The organism is Sinorhizobium prairiense, from assembly GCF_029201645.2.
Classification (GTDB): Bacteria; Pseudomonadota; Alphaproteobacteria; order Rhizobiales; family Rhizobiaceae; genus Sinorhizobium; species Sinorhizobium meliloti_A.
This window is the reverse complement of the sequence record NZ_CP104131.1, coordinates 2,880,896-2,900,596: the sequence shown is the minus strand read 5'-3', so window position 1 is coordinate 2,900,596 and position 19,701 is coordinate 2,880,896. Positions and strand designations below refer to the sequence as shown.

Here is a 19,701-nt window from a genome sequence, read left to right as displayed (position 1 = left end):
ATCGCTTCGCGCCCTTTCTCGTGACGAAAACGGAATCGAACCCATGAGCCGCGACGCGCTGAAAACACTGTTCCATCCCTTCGCAACGGGGATCATCGATCCGCCGGGAGAGGGCGAGCGGGTGCTCTTCCTCGGCGCCGAGGCGGGCTACCGCTTGCCGGAGGGCTTTGCTGCGGACGTCTCGGCCGTACAGCCGCTGAAGCCCCTCTACCGCGCGCTGACGGCAGCTCGCGCCGATGTGGCGCCGGTCGCCGTGGGCGACGGCTACGACGCCGCGCTCGTTCTGTGCGGCAGGCACAAGGGCGAGAACGAAGACCGCATTGCGCAGGCGTTGAAACGCACCCGCGCGGGCGCGCTGATCGTGGTCGCCGGCGGCAAGGAGGACGGCATTCAGTCGCTGCGCAAGCGGATCGACAAGTTCGGCTGGGATGGTGACTCGATGCCCAAATATCACGGCGTTGCCTTCTGGTTCACGCGCCCGGAGGAGGTTGCCAAGGCCATCTCGGCGCTCGCCAAGGTCCCGGTGCGCGTCGACGGCCTGTTCGTGGCATCGCCCGGCATGTTCTCGCATGACCGCGTCGATGCCGGCTCGGAACTGCTCGCGTCGCGGCTGCCGCGCGATTTCACCGGTCACGCGGCGGATTTCGGCGCCGGCTGGGGTTATCTCTCCGTCAAGCTTGCCGAGGCTTCGCCGAACCTCAAGGGCATCGATCTGTTCGAAGCGGATTTCGAAGCACTGGAGGCGGCACGGGCAAATATGGCGGCGAATGCGCCTTCGACGGCGGCTCGCTTCTTTTGGCACGACCTGACGGCGGAAGAGACGCGCGACAAATACGACCTTATCGTCATGAACCCGCCCTTCCACGAGGGCCATGCTGCCGAGCCCGCGCTCGGCGCGGCAATGATCAAGGCGGCCGCCAAGTCGCTGAAGCATGGTGGCCGGCTGATGCTCGTCGCCAATCGCGGACTTCCCTATGAGCCGGTCCTGGCGGAGAATTTCAAGGAAATCGGCGAGACCTGCCGCAATGCGCGCTTCAAGGTGCTCTGGGCGAAACGCTGACCCAGTGAACAGCCCCTCATCCGGCCTGCCGGCCGCCTTCTCCCCGCAAGCGGGGCGAAGGGAGGTGCGGCGTCCGTTCTGACCCCCTTGCCCGTCTCCGAAAGCGGGGAGAGGGTTAGGTAAGGGGCAATCCCTGCTTAATCCGCGTCTGCGACCCGCAAGGCTTCGAGCGTCGGCATCGAAGTGATGTTGTAGCCGGAATCCACATAGTGAATTTCCCCGGTGACGCCGCGCGAGAGGTCCGAGAGCAGATAAAGTGCGGAACTGCCGACGTCTTCTATGGTGACGGTCCGGCGCAGGGGCGAGTTCTTCTGCTGCCAGGAGAGCATCGCGCGCGCGTCGGAAATGCCGGCGCCTGCAAGCGTCCGGATCGGACCGGCCGAGATCGCATTGACGCGGATGCCGCGCGCTCCGTAGTCGGCGGCAAGGTAGCGGACCGAAGCTTCGAGCGCGGCTTTGGCGACGCCCATGACGTTGTAGTTCGGCATGACCCGCATCGAGCCGCCATAGGTGAGCGTCAGCATGGTGCCGCCCTCGCTCATCAGCTCCGCTGCACGCTTGGCAATCTCGGTAAAGGAGAAGCAGGAGATCACCATGGTGCGGCTGAAATTGTCCCGCGTCGTGTCGGCATAGAGACCCTTTAGCTCGTTCTTGTCCGAGAAGCCGATGGCGTGGACGACGAAATCGAGCTTGCCCCAGCGCTCCCTTATGGCGTCGACGACTGCGTCGACGGAGTCGAGGTCCTCGACGTCGCAGGGGAGCAGGAAGTCGGAATTGACCTCCGCAGCCAGCGGCTTGACGCGCTTGCCGAGAGCTTCGCCCTGATAGGTGAAGGCGAGCTCGGCGCCCTGAGCGGCGAGAGACTTGGCGATACCCCAGGCAATAGAATGGTTGTTGGCGACGCCCATGATGAGGCCGCGCTTTCCGTTCATCAGTCCGTTCATCGTGTTATCCGTTATAGCGCTGGAAGACGAGCGTCGCGTTCGTGCCGCCGAAGCCGAAGGAGTTCGAAAGAACCGTGTCGATCTTGGCATTGTCGATGCGCTTGCGGACGATCGGCACGCCTTCGAATTCGGGGTCGAGCTCGGTGATGTGAGCGCTTTCGCCGATGAAGCCGGCCTGCATCATCAGGAGACCGTAGATCGATTCCTGCACGCCGGCGGCGCCGAGCGAGTGGCCGGTCAGCGATTTCGTGGACTGCACATGCGGCATCTTTTCGCCGAAGACCTCGCGGATGGCGCCGATCTCCTTCTGATCGCCGACCGGCGTCGAAGTGCCGTGGGTATTGATGTAGTCGACCTCGCCCTTCACCGTGGCCAGCGCCTGGCGCATGCAGCGCACCGCGCCCTCGCCGGAAGGCGCGACCATGTCGTAGCCGTCCGAAGTGGCGCCGTAACCGACGATTTCCGCATAGATCTTGGCGCCGCGCGCCTTGGCGCGCTCCAGTTCTTCCAGAACGAGAACGCCGGCACCGCCGGCGATGACGAAGCCGTCGCGGTTCGCGTCATAGGCACGTGAGGCGACGGATGGCGTGTCGTTGTACTTCGACGACATGGCGCCCATGGCGTCGAAGAGATTGGACATGGTCCAGTCGAGATCCTCGTGGCCGCCCGCGAACATGACGTCCTGCTTGCCCCACTGGATCATTTCCGCGGCATTGCCGATGCAATGCGCCGAAGTCGAGCAGGCCGACGAGATCGAGTAGTTGACGCCGTGGATCTGGAACCAGGTCGCAAGCGTCGCCGAAGCCGTAGACGACATCGCCTTCGGCACCACGAAGGGGCCGATCCGCTTCGGGCTGTTGTTCTTGCGGGTGATCTCCGCCGCTTCGACGATCGCGCGGGTAGAAGGGCCGCCCGAACCCATGATGATGCCGGTGCGCTCATTGGTGATGTCGCCGGCCTCGAGCCCGGAATCGGCGATCGCCTGCTTCATCGCCACATGGTTCCAGGCGCCGCCCTGGGACAGGAAGCGCATGGCGCGGCGGTCGACGAGGTCGCTCGGATCGAGCGTCGGCGCTCCCCAGACCTGGCACTTGAAGCCGTGCTCGGCAAAATCCGGAGAAAACGTGATGCCCGACCGCGCATCGCGGAGCGACGCGGTGACTTCGTCGGCATCGCTGCCGATCGAGGAAACGATGCCGAGGCCCGTTACAACAACCCGTCTCATGTCAGATGACCTTTTCTTCGATTGGAACCGTGCGGGGATTGCCCGCAGTTCAGTCGGCCTTTTCCTGGAAGAGGCCGACCCTGAGATCGGTGGCCTTGTAGATCGTTTCGCCATCGGCCTTCATCCAGCCGTCGGCGATGCCAAGAACCAGACGGCCGCGCATGACGCGCTTGAAGTCGATGCCGTATTCTACCAGCTTGGTCTTCGGCGTCACCATGCCGGTGAACTTCACCTCCCCGGTCGAGATGGCGCGGCCCTTGCCGGCCTCGCCGAGCCAGCCGAGGAAGAAACCGGTCAATTGCCACATTGCGTCGAGACCGAGGCAGCCGGGCATGACCGGATCGCCCATGAAGTGGCAGGGAAAGAACCAGAGATCCGGCGTAATGTCGAATTCGGCGCGGACATAACCCTTGTCGTTTGGTCCGCCCGTTTCCGAAATGTCGGTGATGCGGTTGAACATCAGCATCGGCGGCAGCGGCAGCTGCGCATTGCCGGGGCCAAACATTTCGCCTCGGCCGCAGATCAGGATTTCCTCATAGCTGAAGCTGGATTGTCTGGTGGTCATGAATGGTTGCTTCCCGAGTCTATTATGTGTTCTCCGACCTGCTTTAGTGCAAGTTCGGTCTGATTTGAAGCGCAACCTGTCATCCGCGGCTGCGATGCGGGCTACGGCTCGTGACGTTCCAAATAGGGCGGCATGCGGGTGTAGGAAAGCTCTCTCATCGTCGCCGAACCGCTCGGAATGGTGACATCATTCCGCCGTCGCTTACAGTATGAATGTGGCGGCGGCCAGAGTTAAATGCCCGCCTTCCCCCGCTTTGGGCCGATTTTCAGGCGTTTGCGGCCTTCGCACGTGCGGAATCTATTGAAAGCCGCGGCGCCAGAAGTTATATCGCAAATTGATAATCCACGGATCCCGCAGGTATATCGGAACGGCTGTCGATGACGAAAGCAACGCACATGTCCTCACAGGAGAGGCTGCGCAGTTCGGGTTTGCGCCCGACGCGCCAGCGCGTTGCGCTTGCCGATCTGATCTTCGCCAAGGGCGACCGTCACCTGACGGTGGAGGAACTCCATGAAGAGGCCGTCACGGCCGGCGTTCCCGTTTCGCTCGCGACCGTCTACAACACGCTCCACCAGTTCACCGAAGCCGGCATGATCCGCGTCCTCGCCGTCGAGAGCGCCAGGACCTATTTCGATACGAATGTCTCGGATCACCACCATTTCTTCATCGAGGGCGAAAACGAAGTCCTCGACATTCCGGTGAGCAATATTCAGATAGACAATCTCCCCGAACCGCCGGAAGGCATGGAAATCTCCCATGTCGACGTGGTAATCCGGCTGCGTCACAAGAGCGAGCGCTGAGCGTCGTCGCTCTCGCGCCACGAAGTTTCGTCACATCACGTCCTTCGGGTCACGGCCGGGCCCGGCCTTGCCCGTCGGCAGCGTCCAGCCGTATCGAAGCGCGCCGCCCCGCACGGCGAAGGCCGTGACGACGCCGAGTGCGGACGCTGCGACGAGCGGCAATCCGACCAGGCTGGCCAGGACGAAGGCGCCGGCGCCGATGAGGGCGGCGCTGACGTAGATCTCCGGCCTCAGGAGGACAGAGGGCTCGCCGGCCAGAAGATCGCGCAGAACCCCGCCGAAGGTCGCCGTCAGGGCGCCCGTGACCAGGGCGACGATAGGCGAGCCGGTCGCCGCCAGCCCCTTTGCCGCGCCCATCACGCAATAGGCCGAGAGGCCGAGCGCGTCGAGCCATACGAGCATCCGGTAGCGCGATTCGAGCAAATGGGACGTGAGGAAGACGGCCACCGCCACTGCCGCGCAGACGATGATGAAATTAGGGTTCACCACCCAGAACACCGGCGTCGCGCCGAGAACGAGGTCGCGGATGGTGCCGCCGCCAATGCCCGTCGCGGAAGCGAGAAACAGATAGCCGATGATGTCGAGCTGCTTGCGGGAGGCCGACAGCGCGCCGGTCGCCGCAAAGATTGCGACGCCCGCATAGTCGAGGAATTCGAGGATCGGCATGGCTGCTCCGCTTGGCTGCAAGTCTCCTCTAATCGTAACCTATTAAAGAAAACATGCGGTAGGCTACCGCGGCAGCAGCGTCTCAGTCCGGCCGAGGAGATAATAGGCAACGAGCCCTGTCCACTCCTTGGCGGCCGTCGTCGCCAATTGGGCGTTGAGCGAGGGCTGGGTGAAATCGAAGCCGAGCCGCACCTTGCCGCTCGTGCGATAATCCGTCGGCCAGGGCGTGACTTCCATGCCGTTTGCCCGAAAAAGGCCGATCGAGCGCGGCATGTGGTAGGCGGAGGTCACGAGCGCACAACGCTCAAGCCCGTTCCTGGCCAGCAAATCCCTGGTATAGCGTGCGTTTTCGAAGGTCGTCCGCGATTCTCCCTCGCGGATCAGCCGGTCGGAACCGATGCCGAAGCTCCCGAAGAATTTCTGCGAGGCATGCGCGTCGCCCTCGTAGATGCCGCTGAGCGACCCGTCTCCGCCCGAGACAAGGATGCGGGCCTGCGGATAGGCCCGCGCGAGCCTCAAGGTTTCGACGAAGCGTTCGGCCGCCTGGTTCAGCTCCATGCCGCCACGGCTCGCCATTACCACATTCTCGAAGGCGCCCCCGAGCACGATGATGCAGGCAAGCTCCGTGGGCTCCGTCGCGGGGCGGGGAAACCGGTCCTCGAGGATCTGCAGGAAATAGGAGCCGGCGGTGGTGAAGAGAGTGACGAAGAGGATGGCGAGCCCGAAGGTGCTCAAAGTACCGCCGCTGCGGCGGAAACGGCCGAGCATAAGCAGCACGCCGGCGAACAGGGCGAGGAAGGCGAGGGACAGCGGCTGGGCTACGAGCCAGAAGATTTTCGAGACGAGAAACATGGGCAGATCGTTCTTCGGCCTCGGCCGGTAAAGATTTCATGAATGACGGCGCCGCGTCTATCGGCGTCCACAGTACAGGACGATAGCCCGGTGCGCCGCGCCGGTTGCTGCACGGCAAGGCTTTTCTACGGCGCGGATTGCGAGGCAGGCTTCAAGCGCCTGAATTCTTTACGTCGGGGATCGAAAAGATTTTGGTGGAGCTAAGCGGGATCGAACCGCTGACCTCTTGCATGCCATGCAAGCGCTCTCCCAGCTGAGCTATAGCCCCATCAGGGTCCGGCTTTGCCGGTCCGGGAAGATCGCGAGGCGCGTTGCGCCCGGCGAGTGGCGGCTTATTACTTCTGCTCGGTGCAGATGGCAAGCCGAAAAGTGAGGGCCGGGACGAATTATTTTTGGTTCCGGCCGGATGCTTCGATGCCGATCACGTTCGACGGATGGGGCGGTTTCGTGCGCCTTTCGAAACGCTTGCGGGCAGGCATGCGGGCGCTGATCCGCCCGCGCCGCCAGTCTGTTCAGACGTCGTCGTCCTCGTCGGAAACGCCGATGATGTCGCTCATGTCGTCGTCATCGTCTTCGTCGTCGGTCTGGAGGAAGGTGTCGTCGTCGTCACCCTCGATCTCGACATCGTCGTCGCCGAGATCCGGCAGATCGTCGCCGCCCGAGGCTTCGTCGTCCGCTTCCTCGAGCGAGACGAGTTCGACTTCCGTGTTCTCGGTATCGACTTCCTTGACGTCTTCCTCTTCTTCCTTCTCGAGCACCTTGGCGACGGAGGTTTCCTCGAAGAAGGACAGCGGATAGGACTTGCCCGTGTAGGGGGAGACGATCGGATCACGGTTCAGATCGTAGAATTTGCGCCCCGTTTCCGGGTCGATGCGCTTTGTTCCAAGTTCCGGTTTTGCCACAGTCAAAGCCTCTTGAATGGCCGGCGAGCCGGCTCTTGCCGGAAAGCCGGCGGTTAGAAACGTATCAAGCTTATGATGATTAGCCGGTCCCCATAATCATCTTGGCGAGTTCTGTCAAAGATAAACTTCCGCGAGCTCCGGCCGTCATTTTCTTCACAGCAGGAGGATGACCCTTTTCGCGCATTGTGTTAGGGAGCCGGCGAGACCGGCGGTCCGCCACCAACGCGCCGGAAAGCACCACCTTCCGCGCCAGCCGTCAGCCGGATTGTCAGAGGAAAACCACGATGTCTCACGGCTCGAACCCGCGGCCCGCCACCGCACGCAAGTCTTCCGACCTCAAGGGTACTTTGCGCATTCCGGGCGACAAGTCGATCTCGCACCGCTCCTTCATGTTCGGCGGCCTTGCCGCGGGCGAGACGCGCATCACCGGTCTCCTCGAAGGCGAAGACGTGATCAATACCGGCAAGGCCATGCAGGCGATGGGCGCCAGGATCCGCAAGGAGGGCGACACCTGGCTCATCGACGGTGTCGGGAACGGCGCGCTGCTCGCGCCGGAGGCGCCGCTCGACTTCGGCAATGCCGGCACCGGCTGCCGGCTGACGATGGGCCTTGTCGGCGTCTATGATTTCGATTCCACTTTCATCGGCGATGCCTCGCTGACCAAGCGCCCGATGGGCCGCGTGCTCGATCCGCTCCGCGAAATGGGCGTTCAGGTGAACTCGGCGGAGGGCGACCGGCTGCCGGTGACCCTGCGCGGGCCGAAGACTCCGAACCCGATCACCTATCGCGTGCCGATGGCGTCTGCCCAGGTGAAATCCGCCGTGCTGCTCGCCGGCCTCAACACGCCCGGAATCACGACCGTCGTCGAGCCGGTGATGACCCGCGACCATACGGAAAAGATGCTGCAGGGCTTCGGTGCCAAGCTGACGGTCGAGACCGATGCCGAGGGTGTGCGCACCATTCGCCTCGAGGGCCGCGGCAAGCTGACGGGCCAGGTGATCGACGTGCCGGGCGATCCGTCCTCCACGGCCTTTCCGCTGGTGGCGGCGCTCATCGTTCCGGGCTCGGACATCACCATCCTCAACGTGCTGATGAACCCGACCCGTACCGGTCTCATCCTGACGCTGCAGGAGATGGGCGCCAATATCGAGGTCATGAACAAGCGGCTTGCCGGCGGCGAGGATGTCGCCGATCTGCGCGTTTGCTATTCGGAGCTGAAGGGCGTCACCGTGCCGGAGGAGCGCGCCCCGTCGATGATCGACGAATATCCGGTGCTCGCCGTCGCCGCCGCCTTCGCCGAGGGCACAACCGTGATGAACGGGCTGGAAGAGCTCCGCGTCAAGGAGTCCGACCGCCTGTCCGCCGTTGCGGACGGCCTGAAGCTCAACGGGGTGGATTGCGACGAGGGCGAGGCCTCGCTGGTCGTGCGCGGCCGGCCCGGCGGCAAGGGCCTGGGCAATAACTCGGGCGGCCAGGTGAAGACCCATCTCGACCACCGCATCGCCATGAGCTTCCTTGTCATGGGACTTGTCTCGGAGCATCCGGTGACGGTCGACGATGCGACGATGATCGCGACGTCCTTCCCCGAATTCATGGGCCTGATGACCGGACTGGGCGCGAAAATCGAAGAGGCAGAGAACAAGGCAGCCTGATGACCTTCGTAATCGCCATCGATGGGCCTGCGGCCGCCGGCAAGGGAACGCTCTCGCGCCGGATCGCCGAGCAATACGGCTTCCACCATCTCGACACGGGGCTCACCTACCGCGCCACCGCCAAGGCGCTCATGGATGCCGGACTGCCGCTCGGCGACGAGGCGGTGGCCGAGACGATGGCGCGCGAGGTGGACCTTTCCGGGCTCGATCGCGCCGTGCTTTCGGAGCATTCGATCGGCGAGGCGGCCTCGAAGATCGCCGTCATGCCGGCCGTGCGCAGGGCACTGGTCGAGGCGCAGCGGGCCTTCGCGCGCAAGGAGCCGGGTACCGTCCTCGACGGACGCGACATCGGCACGGTCGTCTGCCCTGATGCGGCGGTGAAGCTCTATGTGACCGCTTCCCCCGAAGTGCGGGCGAAACGGCGCCATGACGAGATCATCGCCGGCGGCGGAAAGGCTGACTACGCCGCGGTTTTCGAGGACGTGAAGAAGCGCGACGAGCGCGACATGGGCCGTGCCGACAGTCCTTTGAGACCTGCCGAGGACGCGCACTTGCTTGATACTTCCGAAATGAGTATAGAGGCGGCATTCCAGGCGGCGAAGACGCTGGTCGACGCCGCCCTGAAAGAGAAGATTTGAAGAAGGCCTGATCCGGCCCAGCCGGTCTCCTTCTTGAAAATAGCCTGAAATTCCGTCCACGCGCCGGATTGCTCCATGACAGGAGCGGACTGGGTTCAGGCCTGTCTAACACCAACCCCCGGCGCACATGCGTTTCCGGCAGGAGACGCAGCAGGAGATTATATGTCTGCAACCAACCCCACCCGTGATGATTTCGCAGCGCTTCTGGAAGAGTCCTTCGCCAAGACGGACCTCGCCGAAGGCTATGTCGCCAAGGGCATCGTCACGGCGATCGAAAAAGACGTCGCAATCGTCGACGTCGGCCTCAAGGTCGAAGGCCGCGTACCGCTGAAGGAATTCGGCGCCAAGGCCAAGGACGGCACGCTGAAGGTCGGCGACGAAGTCGAAGTCTATGTCGAGCGCATTGAAAACGCACTCGGCGAAGCAGTCCTTTCGCGCGAGAAGGCCCGCCGCGAAGAGAGCTGGCAGCGCCTGGAAGTCAAGTTTGAAGCCGGCGAACGCGTCGAAGGCATCATATTCAACCAGGTCAAGGGCGGCTTCACCGTCGATCTCGACGGCGCCGTAGCCTTCCTGCCGCGTTCGCAGGTCGACATCCGTCCGATCCGCGACGTGACGCCGCTGATGCACAACCCGCAGCCCTTCGAAATCCTCAAGATGGACAAGCGCCGCGGCAACATCGTCGTTTCGCGCCGCACGGTTCTCGAAGAGTCCCGCGCCGAGCAGCGTTCTGAAATCGTTCAGAACCTCGAGGAAGGCCAGGTTGTCGAGGGTGTCGTCAAGAACATCACCGATTACGGTGCGTTCGTCGACCTCGGCGGCATCGATGGCCTGCTGCACGTCACCGACATGGCGTGGCGCCGCGTCAACCATCCGTCGGAAATCCTGAACATCGGCCAGCAGGTCAAGGTTCAGATCATCCGCATCAACCAGGAAACCCACCGCATCTCGCTCGGCATGAAGCAGCTCGAGTCCGATCCGTGGGACGGCATCGGTGCGAAGTATCCGGTCGGCAAGAAGATCTCCGGTACCGTCACGAACATCACCGACTACGGTGCCTTCGTCGAGCTGGAGCCGGGCATCGAAGGCCTGATACACATCTCCGAAATGTCCTGGACGAAGAAGAACGTTCACCCCGGCAAGATCCTGTCCACGAGCCAGGAAGTCGACGTGGTCGTTCTCGAAGTCGACCCGACCAAGCGCCGCATCTCGCTCGGCCTCAAGCAGACGCTCGAGAACCCGTGGCAGGCCTTCGCGCATAGCCATCCGGCTGGCACGGAAGTCGAAGGCGAAGTCAAGAACAAGACCGAATTCGGTCTGTTCATCGGCCTCGATGGCGATGTCGACGGCATGGTCCACCTCTCCGACCTCGACTGGAACCGTCCGGGCGAACAGGTCATCGAAGAGTTCAACAAGGGCGACGTCGTTCGTGCTGTCGTTCTCGACGTGGACGTCGACAAGGAGCGCATCTCGCTCGGCATCAAGCAGCTCGGTCGCGATGCGGTCGGTGAAGCTGCCGCTTCCGGCGAACTGCGCAAGAACGCCGTCGTTTCGGCAGAAGTCATCGGCGTCAACGATGGCGGCATCGAAGTGCGGCTCGTCAACCACGAGGACGTCACCGCCTTCATCCGTCGCGCCGATCTCTCGCGCGATCGCGACGAACAGCGTCCGGAGCGTTTCTCGGTCGGCCAGACCGTCGACGCGCGGGTCACCAACTTCTCCAAGAAGGACCGCAAGATCCAGCTGTCGATCAAGGCTCTGGAAATCGCGGAAGAGAAGGAAGCCGTCGCTCAGTTCGGCTCTTCCGACTCGGGTGCTTCGCTCGGCGACATTCTGGGCGCTGCGCTCAAGAACCGCCAGAACAACGAGTAATCGTTGACGGACTTGAAATGATAAGCCCGCGGAGAGCGATCTCCGCGGGCTTTTTTGTGGGCTACCGCGACCTCTGCGCGTCTTATGAGACGCGCGGCGCAGTGGGAAAAACCGTTACACTTTGTGCTCTACGGCCTGTTGAGATTCGGGCCACCCGCCGCCGCTTGTTTGATTCCTCATTCCTGGCTCGTCACAGGAATCCAGCCAGACCAAGTCCTTGGGCTGGAAAGGCTCTCCCGCGCCGCAGACGCGGCGCTGCTGGATTCCTGTGACGAGCACAGGAATGAGGGCGGAGAGGGTGCGGTCCCTCGGCGCGCTTCATAAACCGTGAAGATAAGATAGTTAGGCGGCGCGGCAGGCCCCGGGGCACGCCCGTATACGACGTCCCGCTTCGTTTGGACGCGAGAATGTAGACGTAACCTTTCATTGCGTGACAGGTTTGACCAATCCCATATTCGCAACGGAAGTTGTAGTAGCCGCACATCCCGGTCCCTCATTCCTGTGCTCGTCACAGGAATCCAGCCAGACCAAGTCCTTGGGCTGAAAGAACGCTTCCCGCGCCGCAGACGCGGCGCTGCTCTCATCCCTGTGACGAGCACAGGAATGAGGGAATCACACAAGCGGCGGCAGGTGCCCGAATCTCAACAGGCCTTAGGTCGACCCGACCTGAAGACATCTTGATCTAAGCCAGGCCGCCGAGCTTTCGGTAGAGGTCATAGGCGTCGGCTGCCGGTGGCTCTTCGGTCTGATCCCCTTCGCCGCCGGCGCCATGTCCCTGCTGCCGGTCGTCGCTTTCCGTTTCTCCCTCGTCGTCCCTTGCGTCTTTCTCCGGCTCGCTCTCGCTTTCCCGCTTGCGCCGGTTCACCTCGTCGGCATCGCTTTCTTCGGCCGGCGGGTAGGGAACCAGGGCGAAGGGAAACATTTCGCGCGGAAGTCCGCTTTCGGGGACACGGGCGAAGCCCTGCGGCGCCATCGCGTCCTCGCCGGTCCGACGTTCTGCCTGAGGAGGAGGCAGGTCGCGAAGCGGTGCGCCCGTTTCGGCGTCGGGTGCGATATCCACCGGCGGTTCGCCGGCTGCTGCTGCGCTTCTGATCGCGCCGGTGGTCTCCCGTGGCCGCGCCGGCGTCTCGTTTTTCGGCGTCAGGGGCACGGCCGGTGCTGTGTCTCCCGTATCCCGAGGTTGCCAGCTCTTGATCGTCCCCGGCAACGCAAGGCTGTCGCGTATGATCGTTCTCAAGGCCTCCGCCGGCGGTTGCGCCATGCGCGCGGCGCTTTGCATCCGCACGCGTGGCCTGTCGTCGTCCCTCGCGGAGCGCGACGGGCCGTCGGTGCCCTCCGAGACTTCGCCGCCAGGGAGTTTTTCAGCGCCGGCTTCTGCGGCTGCAGCCTTGTCCTCGGCTGCAGCCTTGTTCTCGGCTGTCGCAGGTTTTGCATCCTTCAGCACAGCGCGCGCACTCCCGTTCAGGTCCTCCGCCTGACTGGCGCGTGGCGCCGATGGTTGCGCAGAATCCGCTTCGCTATCCGGGAGCTGCTTATCGGAGCCTTCCGGCGTGACGGCCGGCGTTTCCGCCATCTCCGCCATCTCGCTCTCAAGCGGGCTTGCCGAAGCATCTCTCGCTGCAACTTCCGCACCTCGCGGCGCTGCAGGAGCGTTCACGGGCGTCTTCGGCGAACGTTGCGGGCCGGCCGGAGCCTCCTCGTGCGCCGCTTCGATTGCCGCGCCTGCGGATGGCGTCTCGATCCGGACGCTATCCGTATCGGCGCCGTAGGTCTTCCTGAGCATCGCTTGCAGGAGCGCGAGGTCGCCAGGGATCGGTGCCTTGGCGCCCGGAAGCGCCGGCGGGGCGTGTGCAGGCAGGGGCAGGCTGCGGAGCGGGGTCCGATCGGGCGGCATCGCGCCCCGGCGGTCGGCCGTTATCGCCGCCGCGACGGCGACGCGTTGCGCAAGGTTGCGCGCTGCCAGCTGCTTCTCCAGAAGCTGGCGTTCCGGCATTGGCAATGCCTCGATGAAGCTGGTCAACCGCCGAATGAAGGCGCGTCCGGTCTCCTGCGGCAGGGGTGGAAATTTGAGGATGAGCGCCAAGTCTTCGACCAACTTCACCAGCGCGTCCTTGGATAGGACCTCCCTGCCGGAGAGATGGCGGGTCAGCGCATCGACGATCTTCCGGATCGCCTCGCTCCGCTCCGTCGCCGGCAGCGGGCGGCGCAGGCCCTGCGTCGTCTCCTCGGCAGTTCCGACGGCTGTCCTGATGGCGATGAAGGCGGGCAGTTCGGGCATGATCCGCAAGCCTAGAGCACTTCCGGGAAGAGTATCTAACGGTTTTCCGACCGGAAGTGCGTTGGACCAAAGGGTTAGAGCATTTCAGTGTTTCCATGAAACGATGAAATGCTTAGGCCAAACGAGTTTAGGGAGTGTTAACCATGACGATGACGTGGTGCCACGCCGCAGTCTTGCGCGGCCCCTTGCGGGAAGCTCATTCACGGCCCATCCTGCCATGAGCTTGATGGAGCCGCCGATGACATTTCGCCCGCCGCAATCGCTGCGCCGTTTCGATCTCACCGGTAACGGGGTGAACGTTCTCGAATACGAGCTGATGGCCGAGCGCGCCGACGCTCTGGGGCGCAATGGCCTGAAGGTCGAGAAGGCAATGGCCGCCCTGAATGCCTATGACGGCAACAGGCACCCGCCTTCCGAACGCGAGCGACTGCTCGACGAGGCAGCCGACGCGGTTTGGGCCTTCCTCATCCAGCGCGAGACCTGCGGCCTTCGCGACAGCCGCGATGCCGTGCGCCGCTACGGCATTCCGAAGGAAGTCATGGCGCGCGTCGGGATCGTCAGAAAGCGCTGACCGACGGGAGAGCCGCGCGTCGGATCGAACGCGCGGAACTCGATGAATCCAAAGGGTACGCTCCCCTACCGATAGGGCGAATAGCACACCCGATAAACCCCGCCATAGGTCAGGTACCGGTTGGTGGCCGGGTTATAGGACCGATAGCGCGACAGGCACCAGCCGACATGGCTGTTGCCGCCGCTCCGGACATAGCCGCCGCCATAGTAGCGTGGTCTATAGGAGCGATAACCGTAATATCCGGGCCCGGGATAGCTGTAATAGCCGGGGCCATAGTAGCGCGGCCCGTAGTAATAGCGGTTCCCGTAATACGGCCGGTAGCGGTAGCTGGGTCCGAAATAGAAGCTGATCCCGGACCGTCGGTAATAGGGGCTCCAGCCCGGATAGAAGCCGGACCCTCCGTAATAACCGCGGCGAGAATAGCCGCCGCGCCACCCGTAACGGCCGCGATGCGTGGCATTCTCTATGCCGGCCGGCGCTTTGATCGCAATGTCGAGCGCCGGGCGCGGCATGGCCTGAACGGACGTTACAGGGGGAACCGCGGAGACGGCGGCGAGTGCGCAGCTCACAACGAAATTCCGAAATTTCGTCATTTTCTCCTCACTTTCCGAAAGCCGTTGCTTTCCGGTTTTTGTCCCTGCTCCTTTCAGCGCGGCGCGACTTATCAGACGCGCAAAGATCGCTGTAACTCTTCAAGTTGCTGCATGTTTTGGCGTCGATCGGGTCGACCGACGAAACATGCAGTAGGCGTTTGGCGCCGCATGTTTATTCGTGGGCGTGCGCTCCACGTGTCGGCGCGGGCGCGTTCCGGATTCCGCTCCTTCGCCGTTGCTCTAGAATGCGCCTCTCCGGCCCCCATGTCACTGGAATTCTTACCCTATCATCGAGGAGCCGAACGCGCTTTACCGCGCTTTTTCGCGATGCGAGACGAAAACTTCAAAATGCCTGTTGACACTTCGGTCACGGCCTTTTACATGCCGGTCCGTCGCCCAGATGGCGGAATTGGTAGACGCGCCAGCTTCAGGTGCTGGTACTCGAAAGGGTGTGGAGGTTCGAGTCCTCTTCTGGGCACCATTCCTTTTTCCAGTAACCGCTTTTGCGGTTCGGAAGTCAAAAAAAGCCCGGTTTCCGGGCTTTTTTGCTTTCAGAGTTCCGAGGCAAATTCGCCGGGGCCGTCGTTTGCCGCGGCATCTGCCTTTCCTTCTTCAGGCGGCCGTTCCGGCTTCGGTAGTGTCAACCGTACGGATGACGCCCACGACTTCGTAAATGTCGAGCGCCGTCGAACGGCCCTTTGCCTTGGCGGTGCCGAGCGGGCGGAACTTCACCATGTCCCTGCATTGGGCGACCACCGCGCCGCTTGCAAGAACGCTCGTGCCGTAATCCTTGTTCATGCCCTCGAGCCGGGAGGCGACGTTCACCGTGTCGCCCATCGCCGTATATTGCAGCCGTTCCCTGGCGCCGACGCTGCCGACGACGGCCGTTCCGGTGTGGATGCCGAAGCGCGTGCGGAACTCCGGTAATCCCTTGGCGCGTTGCGCGGAATTGAAGGCCTGGAGCCTCTCCTCGACCGCGAGTGCGCAGCGACAGGCATGCTCGGCATGCCTGGTATCGGCGACCGGCGCGTTCCACATGGCGAAGACCGAGTCTCCATGGAACTGGATGATGGTTCCGTCGTGGGCGGCGACGACCTCGCTGAACAGATCGAAATACTCCGAGAGCATCGCGACCACTTCTTCCGGCGAACGGCCCTCGCTGATGGTGGTGAAGTCGTAGATGTCGGTGAACATCGCCGTCACTTCCTGCCGCCATGCGGCGCGGCCGCCGAAATGGCCGGATTCGATGCCCTTGCGCACCAGTTCCTTCGGGACATAGAGCGCGAAGGTGAAGATCGCGTCGCGAGCTCTGTTCATTGCGCCGTTGAGCGTCGAGATTTCCGCCACATGCGATGAAACGTCGATCGGAGTGGCGAAGTCCAGGTCCTGCAGGCGGTTGGCGCTGTCGGTGAGCTGGTTGAGCGACTTCGTGATCAGATGCGCAAGCACGAGGGCCAGGAGAACGGCGACCACCACCACGGCGCCCGAGACGGCAAGTCCCTGGACGAGGGTCTCGTTTGCGGCCGCCAGCAGTTCGTCGAGCGGGGCCGCGACGACCACCCGGTGCCCGGACAGAAGCAATGCCGATTCGAGCGGCGCCACCGTGACGAGATAGGTGCGGTTTCCGACTTCGACGAGAGTTGCCTTCCCGGCCGGTGGCGGGTTGCGCCGGATGCTTTCGATCAGTCCATCTTCCTGCGGCGTGGCCACCGGCCGGTCCCGGCCCTTCGATGCCATGATGCGTCGCATCATCACGGTGTCGGAATGGATGATCGGCCGTCCGACCGCATCGAGAATGAAGGAGACGGATTCGTCCGTCAGCCGCTCGCGGGAGAGGAAGTCCGTGATCGTATCGAGCACCACATCGGCACCGATGACGATCTGCGGGTTGCCGCGGTGCGCTTGCGATATGGTCATTCCGAGATTGCCTGTCGTGGCCATCTCATAGGGACCGATCGCCACCGGTGCCTTGCCGTTGACGGCTGCGCGATACCAGGGCCGCGTCCTCGGGTCGAAGCCGTTGGAAGCAGCGCGGCGTTCGGCGAACTGCAGGCCGCTCGCGTCCAGGAACAGGATCCGGTCGAACGGCTTGCCCCGGTCGTCTCTCTCCATCGAGCGCACGGCGATGGCCGCTCCCCGCGGTGCGTCGAGCGCCATGCGCCAGGCGGCCGAGTCCAGATCGACCACATGAAAGAACGCACCGCTCGGATAACCGACATAGACGCCGTCGATGTGCGGCGAGCGGGCGATGCCTTCGCGCAGCACCGCCACCTTGTCGTTCATGCGCTCCGGCGGCGGCACGAGAAAGGCATTGGCGACCGATGCGACGAGACTGACGAGCGCGGAGGTGTCCCCGGAAAGGGCGCCGAGCCGATCGACCAGGCGGCCGACGAAAGCGTCCATATTGCCTTCGGCATCGGCGATCGAAGCGCTGCGTGCGCGGTGGTAGTCAAGTCCCACCAGCGTCGCGGACACGACGATGAGCATAGCAACCATCACGAGACCGAGCAGCGACCGCAGAGAGCTGGTCCAGGTCCGGGAAGGCTTGTCCGCGTTGGAATCTTGCATGCTTTCGATGTCCTCGAATCCGGATTCCGATCTTTGCAGCATTGCAACGCATTTTCATAGCACCACCGGCCGTATACGACCTGCGCTACAGCGCCGCGCGTCCGGTCGGACGCGCAAAGATCGCTGCAGCACTTCGATCTGCTGCGTGTTTTGTCGTTGGTCGGCTACGACAGTTTTGCGGCCCATCACTCTTCAGTTGACGGTGACGGGCTTCGAGCGCATTCGGGCCACCGTCTCCCGCTCCGCCCGCTTGCAGCGCATCGGCGGCAGGCTGCGGTCCATCAGTTCCATATCCTCGAGCACCATCTCGCCCATCCTCTTGAAGGCGATGTCGAGCGCACCGGCCCGGTGCGCCGAGCGCAGGAAGCCGGCCAGCCGGCGGACGGGATGTCCAGGGGGCAGGGGCTCCTCCGGGAAGACGTCGCTTGCCGCGCGGATATGGCCGCTTTCCACGGCTGCGATCAATGCATCGAAATCCACGACGCCGGCGCGGCTCAGGAGAATGAAGGCGGCGCCCGGACGCATGGCCGCGAAGGCCCTGGCGTCGAGGAAGCCCTCATTGTCACTGGTGACCGCTGCGACAACAAATAGGAAGTCGCTCTCGGCGAGGACCGTTTCGAGCGACGCCGGTTCGACGCCGGCGTCGAGAAGAACGGAGGCCGGCAGCCAGGGATCATGGACGCGGATCTTCGCACGAAATCCCGAAAGGACGCGGTTAAGCGCCTTGCCGAGATCGCCGAAGCCGATGATGCCGATCTCCGAACCCGAGAGGAGCCGGGCGGACTTGTTGCCCTCACCGCCCCAGCGTTCGCGGCCCTCGCGGAAATCGACATCCGCATCGACGATGCCGCGGGCGAGGTTGAGCGCCATGGCGAGCCCCATCTCCGCCACCGGTTCGGCGAAGACCTGGCCGGTGGTGAGCACGTGGATGCCGCGCTGGAAAACCACGTCGTAGGGCATGTTGTCGATGAGATTGCTTTCGACGTTGAGAACGGCCCGCAGCCGCGGCATGCGTTCGAGCGTTTCTGCGGAAAGCGGCGGCTGTCCGACGATATAGCGGACCTCGGAGAGGACGGCGGAGCCGAGCCCGGCGATGTTCTCCGGATCGGCTTCGATCACGCGGTAGCGCCTGTGAAGACGCTCGAGCGCGTCGGGCGTGAAGATCAGATCGAGCGTACGCGGCGCGGGCGCGCTGATGACAATTGGCCTGTCGCTTTGCGGCCTGTCGGTTTCGGGCATGGTTTCCTCCAGTCAGTGCCGTCCGGGACGCAGTTTCGCCTGTCCCGAGCGCGCAATGCAAGCGTGCCTTTGTCTGGTTCGAACTCAGTAGTTGAGGCCGCGCTTCTGCCGCTCGAGCGACGGCGGCAGCTCGCCGCTCTGGAAGATCGGGCCGCTGCCCTCGCGGCAGCGGTAGACCATATCGTAACGGGGACGGCCGTGAGACGACTCGAAGGGGCCGTAGCGGTCGATGAAAACCTGCCGGCAAACGATGTTCTTATCGTCGCCCAGCGGGTTCGCCGGCCGCACGCCCGGCAGGTCGTGAAAGGCCTGCGCCAGCTCGAATGTCGCCCCGGCGGCGAGGCCGATACCGGGCGAGAGGGTCGACATCAGGGCGACGAGGGGAGCCGCCAGGGCGAAACGGAACCAGGTCATATACGAACTTTCTCGGGGTGCCGGCAAACGGAACGTCTGCCGAAGGACAAGGTATCGCGGCCGGCCAACATGCGCTATAGGCCAGCTACGCTCCACAGCGCCGCGCGCCTGATCAGACTGGCCGGGTCGCTGCAGCACTTGTATCTCAGCAGGTTTCCTGAACCGTTCTCCGGGAATCATGCAAGTAACGATCTGGGGATTTTCGATGGCGAATACAATAAGGTTCCACGAGGGGGACATTTCCGAGACCGACGCCGCCCGTTATACGGGCGCGATCGCGATCGATACGGAAACGCTCGGCCTGGTCCCGCGTCGCGACCGCCTCTGCGTCGTGCAGCTCTCGTCGGGCGACGGGACTGCGGATGTGATCCGCATCGCCGCCGGCCAGAAGCAGGCGCCGAATCTCGTCTCGATGCTCGCCGATCCGACGCGCCAGAAGATCTTCCATTTCGGCCGCTTCGACATCGCCGTGCTGTTCCATACCTTCGGCGTCACCGCGTCGCCGGTCTTCTGTACCAAGATCGCCTCGCGCCTCGCCCGCACCTATACGGACCGGCATGGCCTCAAGGACAATCTCAAGGAACTGCTCGACATCGACATTTCCAAGCAGCAGCAGTCTTCCGATTGGGCCGCCGACATTCTTTCGCCGGCGCAGCTCGAATATGCCGCCTCCGACGTGCTCCACCTGCATGCGTTGCGCGACAAACTGACGGCGCGGCTCCTGCGCGATGGCCGGATGGAACTCGCCGAGGCCTGCTTTTCGTTTCTCCCGACGCGTGCCAAGCTCGATCTGCTCGGCTGGGAGGAAACGGACATTTTCGCCCATAGCTGAGTTCTACGGCGCCCACCGGTGCGGGAGCAGGCG

General features: G+C 63.4%; 18 protein-coding genes, 2 tRNA genes and 1 pseudogene. 8 read left to right on the top strand and 13 right to left on the bottom strand.

What is annotated here, in order from left to right; genetic code table 11:
- The first annotated feature begins 43 nt into the window (after positions 1-43).
- Entirely contained in the window at positions 44-1,060 is a 1,017-nt protein-coding gene (locus tag N0Q91_RS16740) for a class I SAM-dependent methyltransferase (protein ID WP_275596971.1), read from the top strand.
- Between the two features lie 137 nt (positions 1,061-1,197).
- On the opposite strand, the gene fabI is transcribed toward N0Q91_RS16740, so the two are convergent.
- From fabI to fabA, 3 genes are read right to left on the bottom strand one after another with little or no spacing between them, the layout of a single operon-like run.
- On the bottom strand, positions 1,198-2,004 hold the full coding sequence (gene fabI, locus N0Q91_RS16735) for an enoyl-ACP reductase FabI (protein WP_018093867.1): 807 nt from the start codon (positions 2,002-2,004) through the stop codon (positions 1,198-1,200).
- 4 nt (positions 2,005-2,008) lie between these two features.
- Entirely contained in the window at positions 2,009-3,229 is a 1,221-nt protein-coding gene (gene fabB, locus N0Q91_RS16730) for a beta-ketoacyl-ACP synthase I (protein WP_018093868.1), read from the bottom strand.
- Positions 3,230-3,278: 49 nt separating this feature from the next.
- A complete protein-coding gene (gene fabA, locus N0Q91_RS16725) occupies positions 3,279-3,794 on the bottom strand; it encodes a 3-hydroxyacyl-[acyl-carrier-protein] dehydratase FabA (RefSeq protein WP_003534377.1) in 516 nt (171 codons plus the stop codon).
- 377 nt (positions 3,795-4,171) lie between these two features.
- Here fabA and irrA point away from each other — a divergent pair, with 377 nt between their 5' ends.
- Positions 4,172-4,594: an iron response transcriptional regulator IrrA gene (gene irrA / locus N0Q91_RS16720; RefSeq protein ID WP_018093869.1), complete on the top strand. Its 423-nt coding sequence runs from the start codon at positions 4,172-4,174 to the stop codon at positions 4,592-4,594.
- A 30-nt stretch (positions 4,595-4,624) separates the two neighbouring features.
- Here the strand turns inward: irrA and N0Q91_RS16715 are convergent, their stop codons facing one another.
- The 4 genes from N0Q91_RS16715 to N0Q91_RS16700 all read right to left on the bottom strand — a co-directional run bounded on the left by N0Q91_RS16715 (position 4,625) and on the right by N0Q91_RS16700 (position 7,014).
- A complete protein-coding gene (locus tag N0Q91_RS16715) occupies positions 4,625-5,260 on the bottom strand; it encodes a trimeric intracellular cation channel family protein (protein WP_018093870.1) in 636 nt (211 codons plus the stop codon).
- Between the two features lie 63 nt (positions 5,261-5,323).
- Positions 5,324-6,112 (bottom strand): YdcF family protein, encoded by a 789-nt coding sequence (locus N0Q91_RS16710; protein WP_275596970.1) that lies wholly within the window; start codon positions 6,110-6,112, stop codon positions 5,324-5,326.
- Between the two features lie 192 nt (positions 6,113-6,304).
- Positions 6,305-6,380: transfer RNA gene (locus N0Q91_RS16705), tRNA-Ala, on the bottom strand.
- A gap of 244 nt (positions 6,381-6,624) precedes the next feature.
- A complete protein-coding gene (locus tag N0Q91_RS16700) occupies positions 6,625-7,014 on the bottom strand; it encodes a TIGR02300 family protein (protein ID WP_003534381.1) in 390 nt (129 codons plus the stop codon).
- 284 nt (positions 7,015-7,298) lie between these two features.
- Here N0Q91_RS16700 and aroA point away from each other — a divergent pair, with 284 nt between their 5' ends.
- The 3 genes from aroA to rpsA all read left to right on the top strand — a co-directional run bounded on the left by aroA (position 7,299) and on the right by rpsA (position 11,173).
- Complete coding sequence (gene aroA, locus N0Q91_RS16695) at positions 7,299-8,666, top strand: 3-phosphoshikimate 1-carboxyvinyltransferase (RefSeq protein WP_275596969.1); 1,368 nt, start codon at positions 7,299-7,301, stop codon at positions 8,664-8,666.
- On the top strand, positions 8,666-9,304 hold the full coding sequence (cmk, locus tag N0Q91_RS16690; RefSeq protein WP_018093873.1) for a (d)CMP kinase: 639 nt from the start codon (positions 8,666-8,668) through the stop codon (positions 9,302-9,304). The genes aroA and cmk overlap by 1 nt, the downstream gene beginning before the upstream one ends.
- Before the next feature lie 162 nt (positions 9,305-9,466).
- Positions 9,467-11,173, top strand: coding sequence for a 30S ribosomal protein S1 (rpsA, locus tag N0Q91_RS16685; protein ID WP_003534399.1), 1,707 nt, complete (start codon positions 9,467-9,469; stop codon positions 11,171-11,173).
- 343 nt (positions 11,174-11,516) lie between these two features.
- On the opposite strand, the pseudogene N0Q91_RS16680 reads toward rpsA, so the two are convergent.
- Together N0Q91_RS16680 and N0Q91_RS16675 are read right to left on the bottom strand one after the other, a co-directional pair.
- Positions 11,517-11,600: pseudogene (locus N0Q91_RS16680) on the bottom strand (GIY-YIG nuclease family protein); the annotation flags it as partial.
- Between the two features lie 255 nt (positions 11,601-11,855).
- The gene (locus N0Q91_RS16675) at positions 11,856-13,451 is read right to left on the bottom strand and encodes a hypothetical protein (RefSeq protein ID WP_275596968.1); all 1,596 of its coding nucleotides are present in this window, start codon (positions 13,449-13,451) and stop codon (positions 11,856-11,858) included.
- A 238-nt stretch (positions 13,452-13,689) separates the two neighbouring features.
- Between N0Q91_RS16675 and N0Q91_RS16670 the strand changes: the two genes are divergently transcribed.
- Positions 13,690-14,022, top strand: coding sequence for a DUF6665 family protein (locus tag N0Q91_RS16670; protein WP_026168498.1), 333 nt, complete (start codon positions 13,690-13,692; stop codon positions 14,020-14,022).
- Between the two features lie 65 nt (positions 14,023-14,087).
- On the opposite strand, the gene N0Q91_RS16665 is transcribed toward N0Q91_RS16670, so the two are convergent.
- The gene (locus tag N0Q91_RS16665) at positions 14,088-14,615 is read right to left on the bottom strand and encodes a BA14K family protein (protein ID WP_100669853.1); all 528 of its coding nucleotides are present in this window, start codon (positions 14,613-14,615) and stop codon (positions 14,088-14,090) included.
- Positions 14,616-15,009: 394 nt separating this feature from the next.
- Here N0Q91_RS16665 and N0Q91_RS16660 point away from each other — a divergent pair.
- Positions 15,010-15,096: transfer RNA gene (locus N0Q91_RS16660), tRNA-Leu, on the top strand.
- Positions 15,097-15,227: 131 nt separating this feature from the next.
- Here the strand turns inward: N0Q91_RS16660 and cya1 are convergent.
- The 3 genes from cya1 to N0Q91_RS16645 all read right to left on the bottom strand — a co-directional run bounded on the left by cya1 (position 15,228) and on the right by N0Q91_RS16645 (position 18,836).
- A complete protein-coding gene (gene cya1 / locus N0Q91_RS16655; RefSeq protein WP_275596967.1) occupies positions 15,228-17,225 on the bottom strand; it encodes an adenylate cyclase Cya1 in 1,998 nt (665 codons plus the stop codon).
- 150 nt (positions 17,226-17,375) lie between these two features.
- Positions 17,376-18,422, bottom strand: coding sequence for a hydroxyacid dehydrogenase (locus N0Q91_RS16650; protein WP_275596966.1), 1,047 nt, complete (start codon positions 18,420-18,422; stop codon positions 17,376-17,378).
- 84 nt (positions 18,423-18,506) lie between these two features.
- Positions 18,507-18,836: a hypothetical protein gene (locus N0Q91_RS16645; protein WP_275596965.1), complete on the bottom strand. Its 330-nt coding sequence runs from the start codon at positions 18,834-18,836 to the stop codon at positions 18,507-18,509.
- A 205-nt stretch (positions 18,837-19,041) separates the two neighbouring features.
- Between N0Q91_RS16645 and N0Q91_RS16640 the strand changes: the two genes are divergently transcribed.
- Positions 19,042-19,668: a ribonuclease D gene (locus N0Q91_RS16640; protein ID WP_100669850.1), complete on the top strand. Its 627-nt coding sequence runs from the start codon at positions 19,042-19,044 to the stop codon at positions 19,666-19,668.
- The last annotated feature ends 33 nt before the right edge of the window (positions 19,669-19,701 follow it).